This is a genomic window from Rathayibacter sp. VKM Ac-2803 (assembly GCF_009807175.1).
In the GTDB taxonomy this organism is placed as follows: Bacteria; Actinomycetota; Actinomycetes; order Actinomycetales; family Microbacteriaceae; genus Rathayibacter.
On sequence record NZ_WUCD01000001.1, the window covers coordinates 3,900,648 to 3,924,854 of the forward strand.

The window sequence follows — 24,207 nt, forward strand, 5'->3', positions numbered from 1 at the left end:
GGCGGCCACGCTACCCGACACGCGTGGATCTGGTGCTGGTGCAGTTGTTCTACTAACATTGCAAACATGTTGTTCCGCGTCGACCACTCCTCGCCGCGCTCCCTCGCCGACCAGCTCGAGACGCAGGTGCGCACCGCCGTCGCCGCCGGCACGCTCTCGGCGGGCGACCGCCTGCCTCCGGCCCGCGAGCTCGCCGACTCGCTCGGCATCAACATGCACACCGTGCTGCGGGCCTACGGCTCTCTGCGCGACGACGGCATCATCCAGATGCGGCGCGGCCGGGGCGCGTGGGTGACGGAGTCGGCCGGCCCGGGCCTCGTGCGCGTCACCGCCCTGGTCGACCAGCTGCTCGCAGAGGCCCGCCGCAGCGGGATCAGCTCCGCCGACCTCGTCCGCCTGATCGAGAGGACCACCCCATGACCGCTCAGCTCCGGAGCCGGCTCGCCGCCGCCTCCCTCCTGCTCCCCGCCCTCGGCGTCGTCGCCTCGAGGATCGCGCTGGCCGACCGACTCCCCGAGACCCTCGCCTCGCACTGGTCGGACACCGGCGCGGCCGACGACACAATGACTCTCGGCGCGACGCTCGCCCTGTCACTCGTGATGGCGGGCGCGGCCGCCCTCGCGGGGATCGTGCTCGTCGCGCTCGGCCGAGCACACCGCCTCGTCCTCGGCACCGCGGGTCTCGTCGCCGGACTCGGGGCGGCGACCTGGGCGACCTCGGTCGGCACGACCCTGTCGGCCGGATCGGCCGAGGGCGCGGTGCTCGGGCCGTGGCTGCTCGTCCTGCTGGGCGGGAGCCTGTACGCCGTCGTGCCCGCCCTGATCGCTCCGCCCACCACCCGCGAGCCCCGCGCAGCCGTCGAGCGCCTCCCGCTCGGCAGCTCCGAGACGGGCGCCTGGTCGTCGACGATCACCGGCCGCGTCTTCGCGCTGGTCGGCGTCGCGCTCATCGGCTCGGCCGTGCTCGCCACGTCGACCCTGCTGGCCGAGGGGGCCGTCGGACCGGCTGTCGCCATGGCGGTGGTGCTCGGCGGCAGCGCGATCGTCGTCCTCGCCTTCACCCGCCTCCGGGTGACCGCCGACCGCCGAGGTCTCCGGGTCACGTCGCGGGTGCTCGGCATCCCGCTCCGCCGCATCCCGCTGGCAGACATCGCCTCGGCGAGCACGGCGCACCTCCGCCCGGCGGAGTGGGGCGGCTGGGGCTACCGGATGACGCCCGGCCGCTCCGCGCTGATCCTCGCGGCCGGCCCCGGTCTCGTGATCACCACGGCGAACCAGCGCGAGTTCGCGATCAGCCTGCGCGACCCCGAGACGCCGGCGGCCCTGCTGGAGACGCTGCGGGCGCGGGGCTGAGCTGCACCGGCCGACCCTCGTCTCCCGGATCCCTCAGCAGATCCGGCTTCTGCCCCGGCCTTCTGACGGTCGTGGATCTTCGCGGGCTGCTCGATCAGCAGGGGGGGTGCCACTCAGAAGAAGCAGCTTCCCCCAGGAGGCCGCGCGGCCTCAGCTCTCGACGACCGGCAGCTCGGCGACGGCGACCGTCGCGCCCGACTCGTCGGTGATCTCGATCGCGGACACCGACTCGCGCAGCACGGCGGCGTTCATCTCGCAGTCGATCTCGACCTCGCTGCCGAGGAACGAGCCGGAGGACAGCCGCTCCCCCGCGTCGGTGACGAGGACGAGGTCGTAGCTCTCGCCGACGTCGAAGCCGCTCGCCCGCAGCAGCGTCTCGGTGCCCCAGGTGTGCGCGATCAGCGACCCGTCGAGCTCGATCCCGTCGGGAGCGCCGTCGAAGGCGATGGTCTCGACCGCCCCGAGATCGCCGGGCGCGCCCTCGACGGGGCGGTCGCCGAGCACGTGCAGGGCCGAGCCGCCGACGGCGCCCACCGCGAGGCAGGCCGCCGCGGCGCCGATCAGCAGGGCGCTGCGACCGCGGGCGATCGGGGCGACGCCGGCGATGCTCTGGATGCGCCGGCGCAGGTCGTCCGACGGTGCCGCCTCGTCCCACCCGCGGACCCGGCGGAGATCGGCGAGCACGACTCCGAAGCCCGCGAGCTCGCGGTCGATGCTCGGGTCGGCGGCGCGCAGCCGGTCGAGCTCCGCGCCCTCGCTCGGAGACAGCTCACCGGCGAGGGCCGCGGCGATCAGCTCCTCCCGCCGCCCGCCCTCGCGGGGGTCGTCGGTGTCGGTCATGATGACTCCTCGGCGGTCGTCTCGGCGTCCGCGAGATGCTCGCGGAGCGCACGCAGGGCGTAGAAGGTGCGGGTGCGCAGGGTCGCGATCGGCACGCCGGTCGTCGCGGAGACCTCGGCGTAGCTCTCGCCGCGCACGTGCACGGCGATCACGACCGCGCGGTGCTCGACGCTCAGCCGCGCGAGCGCCTCGAGCATCATCAGCGGAACGAGCGGATCGGCCTCGCCGCCGGGCAGGTCCTCGAGGACCTCCGCGGCGACCAGGCGAGGGAGCCGCTGCACCGAGCGGTGCACGTCGATCACGACGTTCCGGGCGATGGCGAACAGCCAGGTCCGCAGGCTCGCGCGCTCGGCCGAGTAGCCGTCCCGTGCGCGCCAGGCGCGGAGGAACGTCTCCTGCACGCAGTCCTCCGCGAGCTGCCGGTCGCGCAGCGCGTTGATCGCGAAGCCGAGCAGGGCGGCGCCGTGCTCGTCGAAGGCGGCGGAGAGGTCGAACGGGGCGGACGGGCCGAGGCGCGTCCGGCGGCGCCGCGGGTCGGGCTGGGTCACGGCCGGCCCCTCTCGTCGTCGCCTCGTCGCCACGGGCGCGATCATCGCCGGTGCTGTCACCACTGCGCCCTCCTCGTCGGAACCGGCGGTCCGTCATCAGGGAGTACGAGCGCGCGGCCTCTCCCGTTCACCACAGGGGCAGTCCCACGATCCTATGAAGGAAATCTCAGATCGCTCTGAACGCGCGGAGCGTCATCGCGTCCCGCGTCCGAGCCGCGGATCGATCCGTCGGAGAAGACCCGTGCGATCGATCCGCACGGGTCGTCTTCGACGGATCGCTCGCTAGGGTCTGTTGAACAAGATCCCACGTGCTCCGTTCGTCGGCGGTCTCTTGTTCAACAAGCCCTAGAGGCGCGAGCGGAGGTCGTGCACCCGCGAGCGGATGTCGTCGCGCACCAGCCGCATCCGCTCCATCCCCTCGATGCCGCGCTCGGAGGGCTCGTCGGTGATCCAGGTCTCGTAGCGCGGACCGGGCACCTCGGTGACCGACGCCTCCGCGCCGAGGACGACCACGACATCCGCCGCCCGCAGCATCTCGTCGGTCAGCGCCTTCGGGTGCTCGTCGCCGAGGTCGATGCCCAGCTCCGTCAGCGACTCGACCGACTGGGCGTTCAGCGCCTCCCCGGGCGCCGTGCCCGCCGAGACGACCACGACCTCGTCGCCTGCCAGATCACGGAGGAGGGCAGCGGCCAGCTGCGACTTGCCGCCGTTCTTGCGGCAGACGAACAGGACGTGCGGGAGGGAGTCGCTCATGCGCCACACCGTACCGGCGCGCGCGTCAGAGGGTGACCACGAACTTCTCGGCGCGGGCCCCCGCGCGCAGCCGCACGAGCGCCTCCGGGATCGCGGCGAGGCCGTGGCCGACGACCCGCGCCTGCGGAGCCGCGCGGTGGCGGCCGTCGGCGAGCGCCCCAGGGAGATAGGCGTTCCAGACGCCTGGGCCGACCGGGGTGTCCTTCGGGCTGCCGCCCCAGATCGCCGTCACCCGCACGCCGCGGCGGCGGGCGAGCGCGGCGCGCACGGTGGTCACCGGAGTCGGGTGGGCCGAGGCGATGCGCCGCATCCCGCCCGCTCCCCTGGCCGAGTCGACCGCGAGAGCGATCGGCAGCGATCCGCTCGCCACCGCCAGGGTGCCGACGAGCTCGTGGCCGTCGAGCACCCGCACCAGCTGCGCGACGGCATCGGAGTCGTGGTAGTCGACGACCGCCTCGGCACCGAGCTCGCGGAGCAGCTCGGCGTTGCTCCGCGAGGCCGTGGCGACGACGCGGTGGCCGGCGCTCCGGGCGAGCTGCACGGCGTTCATCCCCACGCTGGTCGCCGCTCCGAGCACGAGCACGGTCGTCCCCCGCTCCGCGGCCTCGGCGCTCGGGAGCTCGAGCGCGAGCTGGTCGGTCTCGAACAGGCCGGCGGCGGCCGTCGTCAGCGCGAGCGGCAGCACGGAGGCGTCGGCGAATGAGAGCGCGTCCGGGATCCGCGCGCACAGGGTGGCGAGCAGTGTCACGTGGGTCTGGAAGGCGCCCTCGGCGGGCGAGTTCCGACTCCGCTCCGCCCCGACCGCGAAGCCGGTGACCCGGTCGCCGACGGCGAGGACGGTGACACCCGGGCCGACCGCGACCACGTCGCCCGCGACATCGGTGCCGAGGACGGCCGGGTAGCTCAGCCAGGGGTAGACGAAGCCGCGAGCGACGCCGTTCACCGCGTCGACCGGATTGACGGCGACGGCGCGCGCACGGACGACCACCTCGCCGGAGCCAGGGGTCGCCACCGGAGCCTCGCCCACCTCGAGCGAGCCGAAGCGGCTCCGCAGCCAGAGGGCCTCGGGCGCGGCCATCAGAGGGCCTCGGAGGGACGAGCGGGGACGGGCGGATGCGGCATGACGACTCCTTCGGGACGGCCTGATGACACGTCATGTCATGAGTGTGCGTGATGACACGGCGTGTCGTCAAGTAGCATGTCCTGCATGACGCGATGGGCTCCGGATGCGGCGAGCCGACTCCACGAGGCGGCCCTCGACCTGTTCCTCGAGCAGGGCTTCGCGGCGACGACCGTGCCGCAGATCGCCGAGCGCGCCGGGCTGACCACGCGGAGCTTCTTCCGCTACTACGCCGACAAGCGCGAGGTGCTCTTCGTCGGCGAGGACGAGCTGCCGGCGGTCGTCGCCCGGGTCGTCGACGAGGCGGACCCCGCCCTGGCGCCGATGGCGGTCATCCACAGCGGACTGCGCTCGGTGGTGCTGCCCCGGCTCGAGCTGTACCGCTCGGAGCTGCTGCGGCGGTGGACGATCGTGCGGACGGACGAGGCGCTGCGCGAGCGGGAGCTGCGCAAGCTCGCGATCATCCACGACGGCGCGACGGCGGCCTTCGCGCGGCGGGGCCTCGCGCCCCTGGAGGCCGAGGTCGCGGGCCGCCTGGCGGTCGCGGTCTACGACATGACGCTCGAGTGGTGGCTCGCCGGCGGGGGGACCGGGTCGCTCGCGGACATCCTCGCCGAGGTGGTCGAGGTCGTGTCGGCGACGGCGCGCCCCTAGAGCGTGATGAGCCCGTCGATCACCGCGCGCGCCACATCCGTGACCCGCGCCTGGTGCGATCGCGCGCGCTGGCGGAGGAGCACCCAGGCGGTGTCCATGTCGACCTGGCGGGTGTGGGCGATGACCCCCTTCGCCTGCTCGATCAGCACCCGGGCGTCGAGGGCGTGCTGCAGCTGGTCGCGGGCGACCGACGCCTCGCGGATCGCGCGCTCCTGGAGGAGCCCGATCGTCGCGATGTCGGCGATGGTCTGAGCCGATCGCACGTCCTCGGCACTCAGCTCACCGCATGCGTCGCGGAAGAAGTCGAGCGATCCGATCGTCCTCCTGCGCAGGCGCAGCGGCACCGCGTGCACCGACTGGTAGCCGAGCTCGGTGACCCCGGGCGCGAAATCGGGCCAGCGGCGCGCGATCTCGTCGACGGAGCCGGCGGTCACGACCTCGCCCGAGTCGTAGGAGTCGAGGGACGGGCCCTGACCGGTCGAGAGCTGCAGGGCCTCGATGACGCGCAGTCGCTCGCTCGTGGCGGCCATCACGACCAGCTCGCCCTTCGGCTCGGCGAAGAGGATGCCGACGTCGACCGCCTCGCAGATGTCGGAGCTGCGCTCGACGAGGACGTGCAGGAAGTCGACGATGTCGAAGTCGTCGACGAGCGTGTCGGCAGCGATGGTCAGCGTCTCCAGGAGCAGCTGCTCTCGCACGGCGATCATCCGGAACTCCCCTCGGACGCGGCGGCGTGTGGGGACTCACCGTCTCCGAGGCGCGCGGTGGGCGGCGACCCGGGGGCGCTCATCGGGCGAGGAACCGCCCCCGCTCCACGATCAGCCGACGGAGGTGCGTCGCCAGCAGCAGGCGCTCGACGACGCGGCCCGCGGGCCCGAACCCCACGGAGAACCGCACGCGGTCGATCATCACCGAGCCGTTCGCGGCCTGCTCGAAGCGGTGCTCGTGCCGGAAGGTCCGGAACGGTCCGCTGGTCTGCTCGTCGACGAAGCTGCGCGGGGCGTCGACGGCGGTCACCGTGCTCGTGAGCGTGAACGGCAGGCCGAAGTGCCGCGCGCGGAACGTCACGTGCTCGCCGAGGCCGATCAGCCCGGTGGTGACTCCGCCGATCGCCCGCTCGCGCGCCCCGGCCTGGGAGGCGCGGTGCAGATCGATGTCGCGCGCCCGGTCGAACATCTCGGCGGCCGGACGGGCCGACGCGGTGCGGCACTCGAACGAGACGGCCACGCGCTAGGCCCCGTCGTGAGTGATCTCGAGGTGGCTGCTCATGGCCGAGGTGCGGGAGAGACCGGCGCTGTCGTGACCCTCGTCGTCGCCCGCCGGCTCGACGCCGGCGCCGCCTCCGCTGCCGAGCAGCAGTCGCGTGAGCGCCTCGCCCGAGGAGAGCAGCGCGTCGAGCGCGCCGGCCAGGTCGTCGTCGTCGGGCGTCGCGCCGCGGAGGGCCGCCGAGAGCACGCTGCGGCGCATCAGCTCCTTGGCGAACGAGCCGGTCGTGCCGTCGGCGCGCTCGGCGGCCCGATCGAGGGCCGCGTCGCTGAAGGGCAGTGACGCCGCGTACCGGCGGAAGAGCCGCCTCCGTGCCGCCGGACCGGGCAGCGGGATCTCGACGCCCAGGTCGACCCGCCCCGGGCGCGCGGCGAGGGCGCGCTCGAGCACCTGGACCCGGTTCGTCGTCATCACGAACGCCACATCCGCGTCGCCGTCGAGCCCGTCGAGGGCGTCGAGCACCTCGAACAGCAGGGGCTGCGGGCTGTGGGTGCGCTCCATGGCGACGAGGTCGATGTCCTCCAGCACGACGAGCGAGGGCTGGAACGTGCGCGCGATCTCGGCCGCCGACTGGATGAACTGGATGCTCGACCCGGTGAGCAGCACCGCCGTCACGCCGGGCGTCCGCGTGAGGAGGTGCCGGACGGTCAGCGTCTTGCCCGTGCCGGGAGGGCCGTAGAGCAGCAGCCCGCGCTTGAGGTGCTGACCGGCCTCGAGCAGCTCGGCGCGGTGCTCGCCGATCCCCACCACGTGGTCGACGACGCTCTCGAGCACGCCCTCCTCGAGGACGACGTCGCCGGCCGGGACCTCGGGCCGCGCGAGGAAGGTGGCGCCCGCGTGCTGCCCGTACTCGGTGGCCGAGAACGAGAGCACCTGCCCGCGCAGCACGCTGTGCTCGACCATCAGCTCGTGCAGGCGCCGGAGGAACCCCGGCACGACGCTCTCGTCGGCCGCGATCACCTCGAGAGACGCCGTCGACCGGCCGAACTGGGGCGCCGCGTCGCGCTGGAGGACCGCGACGGGCGACCCCTCGATGCGGAGCAGGCGCACCCCGAAGGCGACCACTCGCCTGCTGGTGTCGGGGCCGGTCGCACGGGTCGCGTACGTCACCGGGCCGGGCGCGAAGCGGGTGTGCGGGCTGCCGAGCAGCTCGCCGATCGCGGAGTGGAAGCGCTGCTCACCGCCGCCGACGCCCAGCACGGCCGGCGCCTCCTGCCCCGCGAGGATCTCGAGGGCGAGGTCGGCGTCGACCAGGCGGTGCGGAGCGACCTCCTCGGTCATGACGGCGAGCCCGGTCGCGTCGACGCCCAGGAACTCGCTGACGGCGTCGCCGAGCGGAGTGCGCGCTGCGGCCTGCTCGGAGCCCTCGAGCGCCTCGATGCGCTTGAGGTAGCGGGCGACGGCCCGCATCAGCTCCCGGTCGGTGTCGTCCAGTGGCACGGGTCCGGTCCTCTCGGTCTTTCTGGGGGAACGCTAGCGGTGACCGAGGTGGATGTCGCTCCTCCACAGGGCCCTCCCGGGGGCGGGCCGTCCGGTTCGAGCGGGGAGGGCGGATGCGCTGCCGCGGCCCCTGATTGACTCGCGGCATGACGGAATCGGGAACGGCAGCGGCCTCGGAGGTGACGCCCGGCCTGGTCGGGGAGCTCACCGATCTCGCGGCGCTGCTCGGCCGGTCGTCGGGTCAGGTCCTCCTCGCCCGGGCCGCGGCACTGCACGCGGCCTATCGGGCGGCACGCGCCATCCCGGAGGCGTTCGCGGGAGGCCGCACCCTGACCTCCAGCGAGGCGACCGACCTCGTCGAGCGGTCGATCCGGGCCGAGCTGGCGGTCGGGCTGGGGATGTCGGAGCGGCAGCTGGCGCGCACGCTCGAGCACGCGATGCTGCTGATCGACGAGCTGCCCCACACCCGCGACGCACTCGCCAAGGGCCGGATCCTCTGGGAGTCGAGCGAGGTGATCTGCAGCGCGGCCGCGACCCTGCCGCCCACGGCACGCGCCGCATTCGACGAACGCGCGGTCGACGCAGCCCTCACCGCCACCCCGACCCAGCTGCGGAGGGCCACGGCCCGGCTCCGGGACGAGCTGCACGAGCAGCCCCTCGCCGAACGCCACCTCCGCGCACGCGAGGACCGGACGGTCTGGATCAGACCGGAGATCGACGGCATGGCCACCCTGTGCGCGATGCTGCCCGCACCCGTCGCGGCCGGGGTGTTCCACCGCCTCGACCGCATCGCCCGCACCCTCCGCGGCGACGACCTCACCGGCGAGGACCGCACCCTCGCCCAGCTGCGAGCCGACGCCCTCGCCGACCTGCTCTGCGAGGGCGACGTGCTCGGCACCACCCCGGTCAGCGACGAGAACGACGCCCCACCGACGTTCGTGCCCGGAGTGCAGGCCGAAGTGCGGCTCACCCTCGCCGCGACCACCGCCACCGGACTCGACGACGCCTCCGCCGACCTCGACGGCTACGGACTCGTCCCCGCCGACATCGCGCGAGAGCTCGTCGGCGTCGGAGCCAGCTTCACCCGCGTCCTGACCGAACCCGACACCGGCGCCGTCGCCTCCGTCGGCCGCACCCACCGTGTCCCACCCCCGCAGATGCGCCTCGCACTGCAGCTGCGCGACCAGACCTGCCGCTTCCCCGGCTGCACCCGGCCGGCATCGACGGCGGAGGCCGACCACACCGTCGAGTGGCGGAACGGCGGCGAGACCTCGCTCGAGAACCTCGCCTCGCTCTGCACGGCGCACCACCACGTGCGTCACGGCGACCGCTGGACCTACGTCCTCCGCCCCGACGGGGCCGCCGAGTGGACCACCCCCACGGGACGGCGCGTCACCACCCGGCCGCCGGCTCTCCCGGGTCGCCCGCGCCCGCCGTCCTGACGAGTCCGCTCGAGACGCTCCGTTCGTGCGGGGCGATGGGTGCGAGACCTGCCGTGCTGACGCCGGGGGGCTCGAGGTGACCGTGCGCGCCCCGTTGACGGGGCTCGCTGATGCGTCGCGCTGCGATCCTCCGACTCCGAGGCTTCACGGCGGGCAGGACCGGTCGACGCCGTGGAATCCTGCAGCTGTCGTGCCGGCGGCGCAACCACCTCTGGCGCGAATCGCCTATCACGGTGACTTTTGGCACCATCGAGGCATGCCGCTCTCCCGCCTCCTGCGTCTCGATCGTCTCGCCGGGTGGTTCGCCCGACTCCCGCGGTCGCTGGACACACCGCCCGCGGCGGTCGAGGCCGGAACCACCACGCTCGTGACCCAGTTCCCGCTCGAGGAGAGCACGCGGGTCGCCCAGTCGCTGCTCGACGGCGGCGGGCTGAAGGCGGGGCAGACGGTGATGATCGAGGGCCATCGGGCGATGACCGTCACGGTGGAGGAGCAGAAGGTCGTCCTGGTTCCTCGCGAAGAGACAGCGGAGGCTCAGAAGTCCGCAGAGAACACAGGACCAGAGAAGACCGCGGCACCTCAGAGGACCGCAGAGCCCGTCGAGCCGCCGACGCCGTCCTGATCGCTCCGCTTTGCACGCCTGCTCGGGCCGCGCAAGTGCCAGACAGCCCGACCGCCCTGTGGTCGCATGGGATCCGTCGCGCTCACGCGACATCGATCGAGGAGCCCGCATGTCCCCGAGTGCCGCCGACACTCCCACCCTCTTCGCCCTGCACGGCCTGGGCCTGAGCCGCCGTCTCTTCGAACCGCTCATCCGCGAGCTCGAGGACGCGTTCGACGTGGTCGCGATCGATCTGCCCGGCTTCGGCGACGAGCGCGACAGCCCGGAGACGTCCGTCGAGCAGATGACGGCGCTCGTCATCCGCCGCATCCGCGAGCGCTCGCCGCAGCGCTGGCTGATCGCCGGCCACAGCATGGGCGGCAAGATCGCCTCCCTGGTCGCCGAGCGGACGATGTCGGGCCGCTCGGGACTGTTCGGTCTCGCCGGTGTCGTGCTGCTCGCCGGCTCACCGCTCTCGCCCGAGCCGATGGACGAGGAGCGCCGCCGCACGATGCTGGGCTGGGTCGACGACGGCCCGCTCGACGAGGAGCAGGCGCGCACGTTCCTCGATCAGAACGTCGGCGCTCCCCTGCCTGCCGCACTCGAGCGCCAGACCCTCGACGACCTGCTGCGCACATCACCCCGCGCGTGGCGCGAGTGGCTCGAGACCGGGAGCCGCGTCGACTGCTCGGGCGGCGCCTCCGCCGTGCCCGCCCTGCTCGTCGCGGGCGGCGCGGACGAGGACCTCGGCGAGGACGCCCAGCGCCGCACCAACGGCCGCACCTATCCGCGCTCGCGCCTCGTCACGCTCGAGGGCGCCGGTCACCTGCTCCCCCTCGAGCGCTCGGTCGAGGTCGCCGCCGCGATCCGCGAGTTCTGGGCGGAGGAGGCCGGCACCGCGCCGTTCGTCCCCGCCGATGCCGCCCGCGCCATCGCCTCGGCGCGGACGAGCAGCCGAGTGCGCGCCGTCCTCGCCGACCGCGCGCTGGCCGACGATCCGCACTACGCGCCACAGGCCCTCACGGCCGCCCAGCTGACCACCCTGCGGGCCATCGCCGCCCAGGTGGTGCCGCAGGACGGCCCCGCCATCGATCTCGCCGCGCGCGTCGACGCGCAGCTCGCCGAGGGCCGCGGCGACGGCTGGCGCAGCGCCGAGCTGCCCGCGGATCCCGTCGCCTACGGGTTGGCGCTCGACGCCCTCGCCGGGTTCGAGTCGGCCGCCGACCAGGACGCCGCCCTCCGCGACCTCGGCAGCCGCTCCCTCGGGTCCCTCTCGGCGGAGCAGCTCAGCGCCTGGTTCGAGGACTGCCGCGTCGACCTCGTGCGGCAGTGGCTCGCGCACCCCGCGTCCCTCGCGCGTGTCGGCTACGACGGCTACGCGACCGGAGGCGACACCGCCCTCATCCCCGGCTTCCGCCTGCTCGGCGCAGACGAACGGGAACCCTGGGAGCCGAGCACGGGGAGTCACCGATGAACACCGCAGGAATGCGCCGCTTCGACCTGGACGAGATCGTCGACGCCGTCGTGATCGGCACGGGCGCGGGCGGCGCGCCGCTCCTGTCCGCGCTCGCCGCGCGGGGTCTCCGCGTCGTCGCGCTCGAGGCGGGCCCTCACGTCGATCCGATCGACTACACCGCCGACGAGGACGAGGCCACCCAGATCAACTGGATGGAGGAGCGCCTCAGCGGCGGCGCGACTCCGACCGCCTTCGGCCCGAACAACAGCGGTCGCGGAGTCGGCGGCTCGACGCTGCACTGGGGCGCGTTCACGCCGCGTCCCGACCCGCGCGATCTGCTGCTCCGCTCCGAGTCGGGCGTCGGCCGCGACTGGCCTGTCTCGCACGCCGAGCTCACGCCCTACCTCGAGCAGGTGGAGGCGACCATCGGCGTCTCGGGCCCGGCCGACTACCCCTGGGATCCCTCCCGGCGCTATCTGCAGGGCCCGGTCGACCGCAACGCGTCGGCCGACATGATGCTGCGGGGCTGCGAGACGCTCGGGATCCGCGCCACCGACGCTCCGGCGGCGGTCCTCAGCGGAGGCAGGCACCAGAGCGACTTCGGCGAGCGCCCGGCGTGCGTCAACTGCGGACAGTGCCATCAGGGCTGCCGGACCGGCGCGAAGGCGAGCATGGAGAACACCTACCTGCCGCAGGCCGTGCGGGCGGGAGCGGAGATCCGCGCGGAGTCGTTCGTGCACGGCATCGAGCTCGACGCCGCCGGTCGTGTGAGCGCCGTGGTCTACACCGCGGGCGGCGTCGAGCGCCGGCAGCGCTGCTCGGCGCTGTTCCTCTGCGCGGGCGGAGTCGAGACTCCGCGTCTCCTGCTGCACACGGGCCTCGCGAACAGCAGCGGTCAGGTCGGCCGCAACTTCCTGGCGCACGGCGCGACGCAGGTCTGGGGCACCTTCGAGAGCGAGATGCGGGGCTACCGCGGCTACCCCTCCTCCGTGATCACCGAGGACACGGTGCGCCCCGCCGACGCCGACTTCGCGGGCGGCTACCTCATCCAGAGCCTCGGCGTGATGCCGGTGACCCTCGCCACCTCTTTGGTGCGCGGCGGCGGCCTGTGGGGGCGCGAGCTGGTCGACGCGCTCGACGGCTACCGGTTCATGGCCGGAGTCGGCATCAACGCCGAGTGCCTGCCCGCGGACGGCAATCGCCTCGAGCTGATCGATGAGCTCGACGAGCACGGGGTGCCGAAGGCGCGCATCTCGTTCTCGGCCGGCGCCAATGAGGAGGCGATCGACGCGCACGCGATCCGCACGATGACCGCCATCGTCGAGGCGGCGGGGGCGACGAGCACCCGCGTGCTGGCGCGCACCGCGCACACGCTCGGCACCTGCCGGATGGGGACGGACCCGGGCGACGCGGTGATCGACTCCGATGGCCGCAGCTTCGACATCCCCAACCTCTGGGTCTGCGACAACTCGGTGTTCCCGAGCGCGCTGATCGCCAACCCGGCACTCGCGACGATGGCGCTGTCGCTGCGCACGGCGGACCGCTTCCTCGCGCAGGTCTGACGCGCGGGATGCCGCTCCGGTGCGCGACACGCCTGCGGGTGCGTACCGGAGCGGCACCTCGCGAGGCGTGCGCCGCAGGGTTTACACGTTCGAAACCGCTCAGAAACGCCGGGACTTCTGCGCAGGGTTGAGTGGGGGTGACGCCTCCGACAGCACGGGGGCGCGCACCTCGACCTCTCGGAGCCCGCCATGCCCCAGTCCCGCACCCGGTCGCGCCTCGGACGCGCCATCGCCCTCGGCGCCACCGTCGCAGCCGCCCTCTCCCTCGTCGCCTGCTCGGGAGCGAGCGAGGCCGACTCCTCCGGAGGCGGCGAGACCGTCACCGTGACCGTCGGCACCCTGCGCGGCCAGCCGCACTTCTACCAGCCGTTCCTCTACGAGCAGTTCGCCGAGGAGGGCGTCGAGTTCGAGGTCATCACGCTCGACACGACCCCGGCGCTCTCGGACGCGCTCGTCGCCGGCACGATCGACTTCGCGATCTCGGGCGTCACGCCGACCATCTCGTCGATCGCCCAGGACCGCGACCTCAAGATCGTCGCCTCCGCGGCCGACGGCGGATCGGGCTTCATCGGCGGCGAGGGCATCTCGTCGGTCGAGGACCTCGCCGGCAAGAAGGTCGGCTACATCCAGGGCAGCGCCCAGGAGGTCGCCCTCCGCTACTACCTCGAGCAGGCCGGACTCACCGACTCCGACCTCGAGCTGACCACGATCCCCGTGCCCGAGATGGCGTCGGCGTACACGACGGGCTCGATCGACGCCTTCTTCGGCGTCGAGATCGGCGTCTCGCTGGCCGAGGCGGCCGGCGGCACCGAGATCGCCGACCCGTACGACACTCCGATCGGCCGCGTGAACATCGGCCTGGTGACCACCGGCGCGATGATCGAGGAGCAGCCCGAGGTCGTGCAGAAGGTCGTCGACACCCACGCGGCGACCATCGACTACATGAACGACAACGTCGACGAGTGGCTGCCCGAGATGATCTCGGAGTTCGGCGGCGACCAGGAGGTCCTCGAGTCGGCGCTCGAGAACTTCTGGCTCCGCTCCGACCTGACCGAGGAGTACCAGGGCCAGCTCGAGGCGCTCGCGACCCAGATGCAGGAGCTCGGCTTCATCGACGAGGCGCCCGCGATCGCCGACGTCGTCGACACGAGCTTCGCGCCCACGTCGTGACGACCACCGCCGAGCCGTCGACGGCGACCGAGCGGCTCTCGACGACCGCGAATCGGCGGCGGCGGCCCGGCCGCTCGGGCTGGACCACGTTCCTGCTCGGCCTGCCCGTCCCGATCCTGTTCGTGCTGCTCTGGCAGTTCGGCCGGGCGGGCGAGTGGGAGCTGCCCTTCGGCATCCGGATGGCGTTCCTGCCCTACCCGGGCGACGTGCTCGTCTCGCTGATCGACTACGCGTTCGCAGGGCTCCGCAATGACGCGTTCAGCGGCGGCCTGTGGGCCGACCTCGGCGCGAGCGCGGGACGCGTGTTCGGCGGCTTCGCGCTGGCGACCGTCATCGCGATCCCGCTCGGCGTGCTGATGGGCCGCTACTACGTCGTGAACTCGCTGTTCGACCCGTTCATCAACCTGTTCCGGCCGGTCCCGGCGACCGCCTGGGTCCCGCTCGTGGCGCTGCTGATCGGCTACGGCGACCAGGCGTCGATCTTCCTGATCACGCTCTCGGCGTTCTTCCCGATCGTGCTCGGCACCATCAGCGGCGCGCGCCAGGTGCCGCCCCGGCTGATCGAGGCGGCACGGATGCTGGGCACCGGCACCGCGGGCGTCCTCGCGCGGGTCGTGCTGCCCGCCTCCGCCGCCGCGATCGTGAACGGCATGCGGGTCGGCCTGGGGCTCGCCTGGGTCGTGCTGGTGCTCAGCGAGACGACCGGGGTGAGCACGGGCCTCGGCTCGACGATCTTCCTCGCGCGCGACGTCGTCCGCACCGACCTGATCGTGGTCGGGATGATCTGCATCGCGATCGCGGGCTTCGCCTCCGACCGCCTGCTCCTGCTCCTGTTCCGCGTGCTCTTCGGCCGCCGGCCGCTCATCAAGTGAGGCCCTCATGACACTCGCCACCGTCCGCACCGCGGACGTCCACGTGCTCGATCTCGTCAAGCGCTACGAGACGGCGACCGGTGGCGTGCTCGCCATGGCCGACGTGACCCTCGACATCCCCTCGGGCGAGTTCGTGGCCGTCGTCGGCGCGAGCGGCTGCGGCAAGTCGACGCTGCTGCGCATCCTCGCCGGGTTCGAGGAGGCGACGGAGGGAGTGGTCGAGGTCGGCGGCGTCCCCGTGGCCGCACCGGGCCCCGATCGCGGCGTGGTGTTCCAGGACTACGGGCTGTTCCCCTGGCTGAGCGTCCGCGAGAACGTCGCCTACGGGCCGCGCCGCAAGAAGCTCTCGAAGACGGCCGTGGCGGAGGTGACCGACCGCTTCATCGAGGCGGTGCGGCTGACGCGCTTCGCCGACCGGTTCCCGGGCGAGCTCTCCGGAGGCATGCAGCAGCGGGTCGCGATCGCCCGCGTCCTCGCGAACGAGCCCTCGGTGCTGCTGATGGACGAGCCGTTCGGCGCGCTCGACGCGCTGACCCGCTCCGACCTGCAGGCCGAGCTCAAGCGCATCCACCGCGAGACGCGCACGACCGTGCTGTTCGTCACGCACTCGATCGAGGAGGCGGTCTACCTCGCCGACCGCGTCGTCGTGATGACCGGGGGCGCCTCGCACGGCGTCCCCGGCCACATCAGCGAGATCGTGCCGATCGCCCTCCCCGAGGAGCGCGACGTGACGACTCCGGAGTTCAACGAGTACAAGCGCCGGATCTCGGAGCTCGTGCACGCGCCGGTCTGACGCGCGTCAGAAGTCGGTGCCGCGGCTGAGCGCCTCCCACTCGTCGGCCTCGGCGAGCAGGGCGCCCAGCGCGGTGCGGAACGCGTCGGACGCGTCGGTGCCGAGCAGCAGCAGCGACGGGGTCGACTCCGACTCCACCACGCGGATCAGCGCGGCCGCCGCCTTCGCGGGGTCGCCGCTCTGGGTGCCGTGGACGGTGTCGTTCTCCTTGCGGCGCTTGCCCGCCGTGTCGGCGTAGTCGGCGATCGGCTGCGACGACTGCGTCAGGGAGCGGCCCGCGAAGTCGGTGCGGAACCCGCCGGGCTCGACCGAGAACGCGGTGATGCCGAGCGGTGCGACCTCCTTGCGGAGCGAGAGGGTCAGCGCCTCGATCGCGGCCTTGACGGCGGCATAGTAGCCCGAGCCCTCGGGTGAGATGCGCGCGCCGATCGAGGACAGGTTCACGATCGTGCCGGAGCGGCGGGCCCGCATCCCGGGCAGCACGGCCTTCACGGTGCGCACAGTGCCGAAGAGCTGGGTGTCGAAGAGCTGCTGCACATCGGCGTCCTCGCCCTCCTCGACCGCGGCGCGGTAGCCGTAGCCCGCGTTGTTGACGAGCACGTCGACTCCCCCGAAGCGCTCCTCGGCCGCGGCGACGGCGGCGACGACCTGCGCGTCGTCGGTCACGTCGAGGGCCAGCGCGAGGGCGGAGTCGGGGTACGACTCGGCGATGTCGCGCACCGACTCGACGTCGCGGGCGGTGACGACGACGTCGTGCCCATGGGCGAGGACGGCGGTCGCGAGGGCGCGGCCGAGCCCGGTGGAGCAGCCGGTGATGAGCCAGGTGGTCATGGCGGTCCTTCTTCCTCGTGGCGCCCGGTGCGGGCGAGCCTCCAGTGCACCGCACGGCCGCCCTCGAGCGACAGGGGTGGACGACCCGGCCCTAGCGGCGCGACTCGACGAGCAGGATCACCGCCGCCAGCACCGCGCCGACGAGTGCGCCGACCGTGTTCATGAACCAGTCGTCGGTGTCGCACGAGCGGCCGAGGTCGGGGAGCAGGGCCTGGACGAGCTCGATGAGGGCCGAGAGCCCCGAGACCGCCGCCGCGACGAGCACCGGACGGCGGATCCGGAGGGCGGCGAACAGGGTCAGGGGTAGGAGCATCGCGATGTTCGCCAGGGTGTCGAGCCCCTGGAACGGGACCGAGAACTGCACGGTGCAGAAGGCCGGCGCCCGGTTGTCCTCGGGCGAGAGGGCCACGGCGAGACCTGCGACGAGGGCCAGGGCGGCCAGGACTGAGAGGGCGCGACTCCGGCCCGCACGCACGAGCAGCCACCCGAGCACTGCGCTCGCCGCGATCGCGACCCAGAACAGGACACGGACGAGCGCGGCGTTCTCGACGAGGATCGTGCTGATCACGGCGACCGCCTCCTCCTCGCGACGTTCTGCAGGCTAGCGGCCCCTGCGGGCCTCCGCAGCGTTTACACCTCTCGCACCGGGGCGACACACGGTCGAAACAGAGCACTCCTAGGGTTGAACCAATCAATTCACTTTCGGCGCTCGGCCGAAGTGAGCAATCCGAGCGGAGCCGGTGGCCATGTCTCTCAGCACCCCCTCAGCGGTCTCGATCCGCGGGGCCGAGAAGGTCTTCACCCTCGGTCGCGGCAAGACGCTCCAGGCCCTCGCCGAGATCGACATCGAGGTCGCCGACGGCGAGTTCGTCGCGATCATCGGCCCCTCCGGCTGCGGCAAGTCGACGATCCTCCGGCTCGCGGCCGGTCTCGACAGCCCCACCTCCGGCTCCGTCGAGATCTACGGCAGCGACCCGCACCGCCTCGCGCAGCAGCACCGCCTCGGCGTCGCGTTCCAGGAGCACGCCCTGCTGCCGTGGGCGTCGGTGCGGGCCAACATCGCGCTGCCGTTCCAGGTCGCCGGCCGCAAGGTCGACGACGGCCGCGTCGACGAGCTGATCCGGCTCGTCGGACTCACCGGCTTCGAGAACGCGCGGCCCAAGCAGCTCTCGGGAGGCATGCGCCAGCGCGCGTCGATCGCCCGCGCCCTGGCGCTCGGTCCCGACCTCCTCCTGCTCGACGAGCCCTTCGGCGCACTCGACGCCGTCACCCGGCGCCGGATGAACGCCGAGCTCGCCCGCATCTGGGGCGAGGAGCGCATCACCACGATCCTCATCACACACGACGTCGACGAGGCGCTGCTGCTCGCCGACCGGGTGATCGTCATGACCGGCCGACCCGGCCGCGTCCGCACCGTGCGGGACGTCGACTTCCCACGCCCGCGCGACGCCGCGACGACCCGGACGGCCGAGTTCCACGAGCTGGTCGACGAGCTCACCGCGCTCCTGGATCACGCCGAGACGGTGCCGCAGTGACCCGCCCGAAGGTGCTCTACGGGATCGGCGGCGCGCTCCTCCTGCTGGTCATCGCGGAGCTGATCGGGCGGTTCGGACTCGCCGGGCGCGCCTGGCCGCCGCTGACCGACGTCCTCGCCTACCTCGCCACGCCGGCGGGCTGGAGCCTGCTCTGGCGGAACGGCGTCGTGACCCTCACCGCCGCGGCGCAGGGCCTCCTCCTCGGAGTCGTCGTCGCCGTGGTCGGTGCCGCCCTCGCCCTGGTCGTGCCGGCTCTGCGTCCGGGCTTCGACCGCTTCGCGGCGATCCTCAACGCGTTCCCGACCATCGCCCTCGCACCACTGCTCATCACGACCGTCGGCCGCGTGGACACCCCGCTCGTGATCGCCGCGCTCAGCGTCGGCTTCGTGATGTTCGTCACCATGACCTCGGCCTTCTCGACCGGATCGGCCGCGCACTCCGACGTCTTCACGGTGCTCGGCGCGAGCCGGATGCAGCGGCTGCGGCGCCTCGAGCTCCCTCGCGCCGTCCCGGCGTTCTTCGACGGGCTGACCATGAGCGCGCCCGCCGCCATCCTCGGCGCCACGATCGGCGAGTGGTTCGGAGCCCCGCGCGGGCTCGGCCTCCTGCTGGTCAGCGCGATGCAGAACTACCAGATGGCGCTGCTGTGGTCGGCGGCGCTCGTGGCGACGGTGTTCTCGCTGGCCGCGTACCTCGTCCTCGTCCAGCTGCAGCGCCTCGCCGTCGGGAGGTTCGCATGAGCCGCATCCTCCGCGGGCTGGTCCACCTCTGGCCGATCCTGCTCGTCCTCGTCGCCTGGGACGCCTGGGTCGTGCTCAACGGGTACACCGCCACCGTGGCTCCGCGCCCCTGGCCCGTGATCTCGGACGTCGTGCTCGGCTTCGGCGCCTACCTGCCGTCGGTGTCCTACACGCTCGGCGTCGCACTGGTCGGCCTGGTCGGCGGCACCGCCGTCGGCTTCCTCGCCGCGATCCTCGTCTGGTCCTCGGCTGCGATCTCGGGAGTCGTCACTCCGGCCGCGCTGATCATCCGCTCGGTGCCGATCACCGCGATGATCCCGATCATCGCCCGGATCGTCGGCTACGGCGACCCCGCCGTCGTGACCTCGACCGTGCTGATCTGCTTCTTCCCCGCGTTCGTCTTCACCCTCTCGGGTCTCGCCGCGATCCCCGCGGCCGGGCGCGACCTCTTCCGGGTGCTCGGCGCGGGCCGGCTCCAGCTGCTCGGTCGCCTCGGCATCCTCTACGCCCTGCCGAACCTGATGGTCTCGGTGCGCATCACGGCCCCCACGGCCGTCCTCGGCGCGATGCTCGCCGAGTTCCTGATGGGCGCCAACGGCCTCGGCGCCCTGTTCTCCGAATCGCGGAGCTACATGGACATGGAGCGGTCGTGGGGCGTCGCCCTCGTCGCGACGGTCGTGTCCGTCCTCGTCTTCCTCGCCGCCCGCGGCGTGGAGCACCGGGTGGTCGCTCGCGTGAGCTGAGCGCCGCCTCCGAACCCCGTTCCTCCCACCCACCGCTCCGCATGCGGTCCCCCGGCATGCGCACACCCCCAAGGAGTCCCATGTTCCGCTCCCCCTCCCCGCGCCGCGTGCGCATCGCAGGCATCGGCCTGGTCGCCGCCGTCGCCGCCGCCCTCTCGGGCTGCTCGGGCGCCGCCACCGCCGAGGGCGACGACGACCTCACCACCGTGCGCGTCTCGCTCGGCTGGATCACCAACGTCGAGTGGGCCGGCTTCTGGCTCGCGGACAAGAACGGCTACTACGCCGACCAGGGCCTCGACATCGAGTGGATCGGCGGCGGCCCCAACGCGCCGACCACGATGGCGACCGTCGCGGCGGGCGACGCCGATCTGGGCGTCGAGCCCGGTGTGCAGGGCTGGCTCTCCAGCTTCGCGGACGGCAACGACTGGACCGCGGTCGGCGCCGTCTTCCAGGACAGCCCCGCGTCGATCGTCTCGCTGGCGGACGACCCGGTCACCTCGGCCGAGGACCTCGTCGGCCAGACCGTGCTGGGCCAGGAGGGCACCCAGATCGACTACGACGCCGTCTTCCGCGTCGCCGGCCTGGAGCCCGACTACGAGTTCATCCCCGCGGGCTTCGACATCGCGCCGCTCGTCGACGGCCAGGGCATCGCCTACACGGCGTACGCCACGAACCAGCCGATCACCCTCGAGGAGCAGTACGGCCTCTCGCCCGACGACTACGTGGTGACGCTCTACAGCGACCTGGGCCTGCCGACCTACGGCAACGTGATCTACGGCGACTCCGGCTACATCGAGGGCGACTCCGACGTCGTCGAGGGCTTCCTCGCCGCGTCGCTGCGCGGCTGGGAGGAGAACGGCGACGACCCGGCCGTCGCCGCACAGCTCGCGGTGGACGAGTACGGAGCCGACCTCGGCCTCGACCTGACCCAGCAGACCCGCGAGAACACGCTGCAGCAGCCCCTCGTCGTCGGCACCACCGGTGACCCGCTGCTCTCGATGAGCGTCGACCGCATGACCGACGAGATGTACCCGGGGCTCGAGGCCGCAGGCTACGACGACCTCCCGGCACCCGCCGACTTCATCGACATGACCTACCTCGACGCGGCGCGCGCCGAGGTCGAGTGACCGGCACCCGCACGAACGACCAGCACCGCACGACCGACCAGCACGGAGAGCGCACCATGACGACCGTCGACACCCCCGCCCGCGACCTCAGAGCCCTCCCCAAGGGCCACCTGCACCTGCACATGGAGGCCGCGGTCCGGCCCGAGTCGCTCACCGCCATGGCCGACGCCCTCGGCATCGAGGCCCCGACGACCACCGTCTTCAGCGGCTTCAGCCAGTTCGACACGGTCTACCGGACCCTGCTCGCCGTGCTGCAGGAGCCGGCGCACATGGAGCGCCTGATCGACGAGATCTTCGAGGATCAGGCCGCCGACGGCGTGGTCTACCTCGAGCTCGGAGTCGACCCGTCGTTCTACGTGGAGCGCTACGGATCGCACGCCGCGGCCCTCGAGGTCATGCTCCGGCACGCCCACGCCGCCTCCCGCCGCCACGGCGTCGCCTTCGGGTTCATGGTGACCATCGACCGCACGGGCACGGTCGAGGACTCCCTCCTGATCGCACGGGCCGCGGCCGATCTCGCCGGCCGGGGAGTCGTCTCCCTCGGCCTCGCGAGCGACGAGCGCGGGCACCCCGGTGCGAGATTCGCGGAGGCGTTCGCGCTCGCGAAGGAGGCGGGCCTGCACTCGACCCCGCACGCCGGAGAGCTCGTCGGCCCGCCCGCGATCCGCGAGGCGATCGACGTGCTGCACGCCGACCGGATCCTGCACGGCGTGCGGGCGATCGAGGATCCCGCGCTCGTGGCCGAGCTCGCCGAGCGGGGCATCCCGCTCGACGTGTGCCCGACGTCGAACGTGCTCCTCGACGTCGTCGACGCGATCGGCGACCACCCCCTGCCGCGACTGCTCGCGGCCGGGGTCCGCTGCTCGATCAACGCCGACGACCCGATCATCTTCGGCCCCGAGATCCTGGCCGAGTACGAGCTCTGCCGCACGGCACTGGGGCTCACCGACGCCCAGCTGGCCGACTGCGCGTGGACCTCGATTGAGACCACCGCGGCTTCCGAGGAGGTGAAGGCGGCGGCACGTCGGCGCATCGACGAGTGGCTGTCCTGAGCGGCGCCGCCGTGCACCGTGAGCGCCTGCGGGCGCCCGGTAGGGTCGGGGGCGTGGCGGGGACGGCGGAGCGGGATCGGCTGCTCGAGCTGGTGGTCGACCGGATCCTCGACGAGAGCATGATCCAGATGAGCCTCAGCGGCATCGCCCGCAGCATCGGCTCGAACAACCGGATGCTGCTCTACTACTTCGGCTCCCGCGAGGACCTGCTCGACGAGGCGGCGGTGCGCGCCTTCGAGCGCTTCCCCCGCCTCCGCGACCTCTTCGTGCGCCTCGCCGAGCCGGGCGACTTCGAGGCCCGCATGCTCCGCGCCTGGACCGAACTCTCGGCGCCCGAGCACCTGCCCTACCTGCGGCTGTACTTCCAGCAGCTCGGAGTCGCGATCCACGCGAGTCACGTCTGGGCGCCGTTCCTCGCGCGATCGGCGACCCAGTGGCTCGACGCCCTCGACACGCAGCTGCGGGCCGACGGCTTCGACGCCGAGCGGAGCCGCACCGCCGCCATCGAGATCCTGTCGCTCTGGCGCGGCCTGCAGATCCTGCTGCTGACGGGAGCGCGGCCGGAGGACCTCGCCGAGAGCTGGGCGATCACCGTCCGCTCGCTCGTCGCCGAGCGGGAGGCGTCGCGCGCAGGCTGACACGCCGACTCGCGGAGGCCTGCCCTACCTCGGGTCGCCGTTCGCCAGGTCGATGACGCTCTCGAGGCAGGTGCCGGCCATGTCGTAGGACGGCAGAACCTGTGGACAGCCCCGTCGGAGCCGATGATGTGCGCAGCCGTGACACCGACGAAACATCCGCCGCCTACGATGTGAACTGATCGGTTCATTCGACCCGGCGACGCACGAGCACGAGGAGACGACCCCATGGCAGCACCCTGGAAGATCGGGATGTTCCAGTCCGGCATGCTGATGGGCTCGTGGCGACTGCCCGAGAACACGTCGTACCGGTTCCTCGAGCTCGACTACTGGATCGACATGGCGAAGCGCTGCGAGGAGGCGGGCGTCGACTTCCTCTTCATGGCCGACGACTACGGCTACCCGGTCGTCGACGACACCGTCCCCGACGCGGCGGTCCGCAACGGCGTGCACGTTCCCAAGGCCGACCCGGCGATGATCCTGCCCGCCCTCGCCGCGGTGACCGAGCGACTCGGACTGGTGACCACGCAGTCCACCTCGGTCGAGAAGCCCCCCATGGTCGCGCGCAAGATGGCGACCCTCGACCACCTCACGAAGGGCCGCATCGGCTGGAACATCGTGACCGGCGCGGGCCAGAACGCCTCCGCCCGCCTCTTCGGCGCGCCCATGGTCGAGCACGACCTGCGCTACGGCATCGCCACCGACCACGTGGAGCTCACGCTGAAGCTCTGGGAGGGCTGCTGGGACGACGACGCGATCCTCATCGACCGCGAGAACGGCGTCTACGCCGACCCGGCGAAGGTGCGCGAGATCGAGCACGACGGCCCGCACTTCCGCGCGAAGGGGCTGCTGAACGTGCCGCCCGGGCCGCAGCGGACGCCGATGCTGTTCCAGGCCGGCGCCTCCGGGCCGGGTCGCGACCTCGCGGCGAAGTTCGCGGAGGGGGTCTTCCTCGCCGCCGAGATCCCCAGGGTCGCCGAGCAGATCGCCGACATCCGCCGCAGAGCCTCGTCGTTCGGCCGCGACCCGCAGAGCCTCGTCTGCATGATGGCGGGCACCTTCATCGTGGCGCCCACCAGCGCGGAGGCGCACGAGCTGCGCGCACGGCAGATCGCGACCCGCTCGCTCGATGAGGCGGCCGCCTCCTACGCCTTCTTCACCGGCGTCGACCTCTCGGTGATGGACCCCGACAAGCCGATCGACCCGTCGACCGTGACGCAGACCGGCCGGACGAACCTCGAGCGCTTCCTCGGACCGAACGCTCCGACGGTGCGCGAGGTGCTCGAGGAGTTCCAGCGCAACAACGTCATGGGCGCGCCGTTCATCGGCGACCCCGGCGAGGTCGTCGACCAGGCGGAGGCGGCGGTCGCGGCGACCGGCGCCGACGGCTTCCTCGTGCAGCCCGACCCGTACGGCAACTTCGACAGCTTCCTCGACCTGGTCATGCCCGAGCTGCGCGCCCGCGGACTCGTCGTCGAGGCGCAGGTGGGCCAGACGCTCCGGGGCCGCCTCCGCGGCGACGGGCGCGCGCACCTGCCGGCCGACCACCCGGGGGCGCGGATCCGGGCCGCCTCGGTCTGACGCGGGCGCAGTCCACGGGCCTGCGTGAAACGTTTTATGCTCGAGGTCCGGCGGACGACGAGGCCCGGACCCGTCGCTCCCGCATCTCGATCAC

26 protein-coding genes are annotated in these 24,207 nt (G+C 72.7%); 17 read left to right on the forward strand and 9 right to left on the reverse strand.

Translation table 11 applies throughout. The features are described from left to right. Nucleotides 1-66 precede the first annotated feature (66 nt). Both GRS96_RS18425 and GRS96_RS18430 read left to right on the forward strand, forming a co-directional pair. Nucleotides 67-420 carry a GntR family transcriptional regulator gene (locus GRS96_RS18425; protein ID WP_159853003.1) on the forward strand — a complete coding sequence of 118 codons (354 nt, stop codon included), beginning with the start codon at nt 67-69 and terminating at the stop codon, nt 418-420. Then, nucleotides 417-1,352: a hypothetical protein gene (locus GRS96_RS18430; RefSeq protein WP_159989151.1), complete on the forward strand. Its 936-nt coding sequence runs from the start codon at nt 417-419 to the stop codon at nt 1,350-1,352. The genes GRS96_RS18425 and GRS96_RS18430 overlap by 4 nt, the downstream gene beginning before the upstream one ends. A gap of 150 nt (nt 1,353-1,502) precedes the next feature. Here the strand turns inward: GRS96_RS18430 and GRS96_RS18435 are convergent, their stop codons facing one another. From GRS96_RS18435 to GRS96_RS18450, 4 genes are all read right to left on the reverse strand, one after another. After that, complete coding sequence (locus GRS96_RS18435) at nt 1,503-2,192, reverse strand: hypothetical protein (protein ID WP_159853008.1); 690 nt, start codon at nt 2,190-2,192, stop codon at nt 1,503-1,505. Further along, nucleotides 2,189-2,740: a sigma-70 family RNA polymerase sigma factor gene (locus GRS96_RS18440; RefSeq protein WP_327437419.1), complete on the reverse strand. Its 552-nt coding sequence runs from the start codon at nt 2,738-2,740 to the stop codon at nt 2,189-2,191. Before GRS96_RS18440 ends, GRS96_RS18435 begins: the two co-directional genes overlap by 4 nt. A 345-nt stretch (nt 2,741-3,085) precedes the next feature. Continuing rightward, nucleotides 3,086-3,493 (reverse strand): arsenate-mycothiol transferase ArsC, encoded by a 408-nt coding sequence (locus GRS96_RS18445; RefSeq protein WP_159853009.1) that lies wholly within the window; start codon nt 3,491-3,493, stop codon nt 3,086-3,088. 25 nt (nt 3,494-3,518) lie between these two features. Continuing rightward, nucleotides 3,519-4,571: a zinc-binding alcohol dehydrogenase family protein gene (locus tag GRS96_RS18450; protein WP_159853010.1), complete on the reverse strand. Its 1,053-nt coding sequence runs from the start codon at nt 4,569-4,571 to the stop codon at nt 3,519-3,521. Nucleotides 4,572-4,700: 129 nt separating this feature from the next. On the opposite strand from GRS96_RS18450, the gene GRS96_RS18455 reads away from it, so the two are divergent. Continuing rightward, nucleotides 4,701-5,267 (forward strand): TetR/AcrR family transcriptional regulator, encoded by a 567-nt coding sequence (locus GRS96_RS18455; RefSeq protein ID WP_159989152.1) that lies wholly within the window; start codon nt 4,701-4,703, stop codon nt 5,265-5,267. Here the strand turns inward: GRS96_RS18455 and GRS96_RS18460 are convergent. The 3 genes from GRS96_RS18460 to GRS96_RS18470 all read right to left on the reverse strand — a co-directional run bounded on the left by GRS96_RS18460 (nt 5,264) and on the right by GRS96_RS18470 (nt 7,973). After that, nucleotides 5,264-5,974 carry a GAF and ANTAR domain-containing protein gene (locus GRS96_RS18460; protein WP_159989153.1) on the reverse strand — a complete coding sequence of 237 codons (711 nt, stop codon included), beginning with the start codon at nt 5,972-5,974 and terminating at the stop codon, nt 5,264-5,266. The genes GRS96_RS18455 and GRS96_RS18460 overlap by 4 nt on opposite strands. Nucleotides 5,975-6,053: 79 nt before the next feature. Then, the gene (locus GRS96_RS18465) at nt 6,054-6,494 is read right to left on the reverse strand and encodes an SRPBCC family protein (protein ID WP_159853014.1); all 441 of its coding nucleotides are present in this window, start codon (nt 6,492-6,494) and stop codon (nt 6,054-6,056) included. Between the two features lie 3 nt (nt 6,495-6,497). Continuing rightward, the gene (locus GRS96_RS18470) at nt 6,498-7,973 is read right to left on the reverse strand and encodes an AAA family ATPase (protein WP_236553663.1); all 1,476 of its coding nucleotides are present in this window, start codon (nt 7,971-7,973) and stop codon (nt 6,498-6,500) included. A gap of 146 nt (nt 7,974-8,119) precedes the next feature. On the opposite strand from GRS96_RS18470, the gene GRS96_RS18475 reads away from it, so the two are divergent. The 7 genes from GRS96_RS18475 (at nt 8,120) to GRS96_RS18505 (ending at nt 15,869) form a co-directional block, all read left to right on the forward strand. Next, complete coding sequence (locus GRS96_RS18475) at nt 8,120-9,415, forward strand: HNH endonuclease signature motif containing protein (protein WP_159853015.1); 1,296 nt, start codon at nt 8,120-8,122, stop codon at nt 9,413-9,415. A 256-nt stretch (nt 9,416-9,671) separates the two neighbouring features. Continuing rightward, complete coding sequence (locus GRS96_RS18480) at nt 9,672-10,037, forward strand: hypothetical protein (RefSeq protein WP_159853017.1); 366 nt, start codon at nt 9,672-9,674, stop codon at nt 10,035-10,037. A 109-nt stretch (nt 10,038-10,146) separates the two neighbouring features. Next, entirely contained in the window at nt 10,147-11,490 is a 1,344-nt protein-coding gene (locus tag GRS96_RS18485) for an alpha/beta fold hydrolase (protein ID WP_159853018.1), read from the forward strand. Next, a complete protein-coding gene (locus GRS96_RS18490; RefSeq protein ID WP_159853019.1) occupies nt 11,487-13,034 on the forward strand; it encodes a GMC family oxidoreductase in 1,548 nt (515 codons plus the stop codon). The genes GRS96_RS18485 and GRS96_RS18490 overlap by 4 nt, the downstream gene beginning before the upstream one ends. A 189-nt stretch (nt 13,035-13,223) precedes the next feature. Next, nucleotides 13,224-14,204 (forward strand): ABC transporter substrate-binding protein, encoded by a 981-nt coding sequence (locus GRS96_RS18495; protein WP_159853020.1) that lies wholly within the window; start codon nt 13,224-13,226, stop codon nt 14,202-14,204. Then, nucleotides 14,201-15,076: an ABC transporter permease gene (locus GRS96_RS18500; protein ID WP_159989154.1), complete on the forward strand. Its 876-nt coding sequence runs from the start codon at nt 14,201-14,203 to the stop codon at nt 15,074-15,076. Before GRS96_RS18495 ends, GRS96_RS18500 begins: the two co-directional genes overlap by 4 nt. 7 nt (nt 15,077-15,083) lie before the next feature. Continuing rightward, nucleotides 15,084-15,869, forward strand: coding sequence for an ABC transporter ATP-binding protein (locus GRS96_RS18505; protein WP_159853022.1), 786 nt, complete (start codon nt 15,084-15,086; stop codon nt 15,867-15,869). A gap of 6 nt (nt 15,870-15,875) precedes the next feature. Here GRS96_RS18505 and GRS96_RS18510 read toward each other — a convergent pair whose 3' ends face one another. Next, nucleotides 15,876-16,700 carry an oxidoreductase gene (locus GRS96_RS18510; RefSeq protein ID WP_159853023.1) on the reverse strand — a complete coding sequence of 275 codons (825 nt, stop codon included), beginning with the start codon at nt 16,698-16,700 and terminating at the stop codon, nt 15,876-15,878. Nucleotides 16,701-16,791: 91 nt separating this feature from the next. Continuing rightward, nucleotides 16,792-17,268 carry a VanZ family protein gene (locus GRS96_RS18515; RefSeq protein ID WP_159853024.1) on the reverse strand — a complete coding sequence of 159 codons (477 nt, stop codon included), beginning with the start codon at nt 17,266-17,268 and terminating at the stop codon, nt 16,792-16,794. A 178-nt stretch (nt 17,269-17,446) separates the two neighbouring features. Here GRS96_RS18515 and GRS96_RS18520 point away from each other — a divergent pair, with 178 nt between their 5' ends. The 7 genes from GRS96_RS18520 to GRS96_RS18550 all read left to right on the forward strand — a co-directional run bounded on the left by GRS96_RS18520 (nt 17,447) and on the right by GRS96_RS18550 (nt 24,113). Further along, nucleotides 17,447-18,235 carry an ABC transporter ATP-binding protein gene (locus GRS96_RS18520; RefSeq protein WP_159989155.1) on the forward strand — a complete coding sequence of 263 codons (789 nt, stop codon included), beginning with the start codon at nt 17,447-17,449 and terminating at the stop codon, nt 18,233-18,235. After that, the gene (locus tag GRS96_RS18525) at nt 18,232-18,975 is read left to right on the forward strand and encodes an ABC transporter permease (protein WP_159853027.1); all 744 of its coding nucleotides are present in this window, start codon (nt 18,232-18,234) and stop codon (nt 18,973-18,975) included. The genes GRS96_RS18520 and GRS96_RS18525 overlap by 4 nt, the downstream gene beginning before the upstream one ends. Next, nucleotides 18,972-19,718 (forward strand): ABC transporter permease, encoded by a 747-nt coding sequence (locus GRS96_RS18530; RefSeq protein WP_159853029.1) that lies wholly within the window; start codon nt 18,972-18,974, stop codon nt 19,716-19,718. The genes GRS96_RS18525 and GRS96_RS18530 overlap by 4 nt, the downstream gene beginning before the upstream one ends. Nucleotides 19,719-19,798: 80 nt before the next feature. Next, nucleotides 19,799-20,845 (forward strand): ABC transporter substrate-binding protein, encoded by a 1,047-nt coding sequence (locus GRS96_RS18535; protein WP_159989156.1) that lies wholly within the window; start codon nt 19,799-19,801, stop codon nt 20,843-20,845. Beyond that, nucleotides 20,842-21,897, forward strand: a complete 1,056-nt coding sequence (gene add / locus GRS96_RS18540) for an adenosine deaminase (protein WP_204162112.1) — start codon at nt 20,842-20,844, stop codon at nt 21,895-21,897. The genes GRS96_RS18535 and add overlap by 4 nt, the downstream gene beginning before the upstream one ends. Before the next feature lie 53 nt (nt 21,898-21,950). Beyond that, nucleotides 21,951-22,535, forward strand: coding sequence for a TetR/AcrR family transcriptional regulator (locus GRS96_RS18545; protein ID WP_159853033.1), 585 nt, complete (start codon nt 21,951-21,953; stop codon nt 22,533-22,535). A 225-nt stretch (nt 22,536-22,760) separates the two neighbouring features. Next, entirely contained in the window at nt 22,761-24,113 is a 1,353-nt protein-coding gene (locus GRS96_RS18550) for an NtaA/DmoA family FMN-dependent monooxygenase (protein WP_159989157.1), read from the forward strand. Nucleotides 24,114-24,207: the final 94 nt, after the last annotated feature.

Bases quoted from the DNA above. Each gene is read 5' to 3' on its own strand.
- GRS96_RS18455 (WP_159989152.1), top strand. From the start codon at position 4,701: ATGACGCGATGGGCTCCGGATGCGGCGAGCCGACTCCACGAGGCGGCC.
- GRS96_RS18530 (WP_159853029.1), top strand. From the start codon at position 18,972: ATGAGCCGCATCCTCCGCGGGCTGGTCCACCTCTGGCCGATCCTGCTC.
- GRS96_RS18450 (WP_159853010.1), bottom strand. From the start codon at position 4,571: ATGGCCGCGCCCGAGGCCCTCTGGCTGCGGAGCCGCTTCGGCTCGCTC.
- GRS96_RS18445 (WP_159853009.1), bottom strand. From the start codon at position 3,493: ATGAGCGACTCCCTCCCGCACGTCCTGTTCGTCTGCCGCAAGAACGGC.
- GRS96_RS18480 (WP_159853017.1), top strand. From the start codon at position 9,672: ATGCCGCTCTCCCGCCTCCTGCGTCTCGATCGTCTCGCCGGGTGGTTC.
- GRS96_RS18550 (WP_159989157.1), top strand. From the start codon at position 22,761: ATGGCAGCACCCTGGAAGATCGGGATGTTCCAGTCCGGCATGCTGATG.
- GRS96_RS18520 (WP_159989155.1), top strand. From the start codon at position 17,447: ATGTCTCTCAGCACCCCCTCAGCGGTCTCGATCCGCGGGGCCGAGAAG.
- GRS96_RS18475 (WP_159853015.1), top strand. From the start codon at position 8,120: ATGACGGAATCGGGAACGGCAGCGGCCTCGGAGGTGACGCCCGGCCTG.
- GRS96_RS18425 (WP_159853003.1), top strand. From the start codon at position 67: ATGTTGTTCCGCGTCGACCACTCCTCGCCGCGCTCCCTCGCCGACCAG.
- GRS96_RS18535 (WP_159989156.1), top strand. From the start codon at position 19,799: ATGTTCCGCTCCCCCTCCCCGCGCCGCGTGCGCATCGCAGGCATCGGC.
- GRS96_RS18460 (WP_159989153.1), bottom strand. From the start codon at position 5,974: ATGATCGCCGTGCGAGAGCAGCTGCTCCTGGAGACGCTGACCATCGCT.
- GRS96_RS18490 (WP_159853019.1), top strand. From the start codon at position 11,487: ATGAACACCGCAGGAATGCGCCGCTTCGACCTGGACGAGATCGTCGAC.
- GRS96_RS18435 (WP_159853008.1), bottom strand. From the start codon at position 2,192: ATGACCGACACCGACGACCCCCGCGAGGGCGGGCGGCGGGAGGAGCTG.
- GRS96_RS18510 (WP_159853023.1), bottom strand. From the start codon at position 16,700: ATGACCACCTGGCTCATCACCGGCTGCTCCACCGGGCTCGGCCGCGCC.
- GRS96_RS18430 (WP_159989151.1), top strand. From the start codon at position 417: ATGACCGCTCAGCTCCGGAGCCGGCTCGCCGCCGCCTCCCTCCTGCTC.
- GRS96_RS18485 (WP_159853018.1), top strand. From the start codon at position 10,147: ATGTCCCCGAGTGCCGCCGACACTCCCACCCTCTTCGCCCTGCACGGC.
- GRS96_RS18495 (WP_159853020.1), top strand. From the start codon at position 13,224: ATGCCCCAGTCCCGCACCCGGTCGCGCCTCGGACGCGCCATCGCCCTC.
- GRS96_RS18505 (WP_159853022.1), top strand. From the start codon at position 15,084: ATGACACTCGCCACCGTCCGCACCGCGGACGTCCACGTGCTCGATCTC.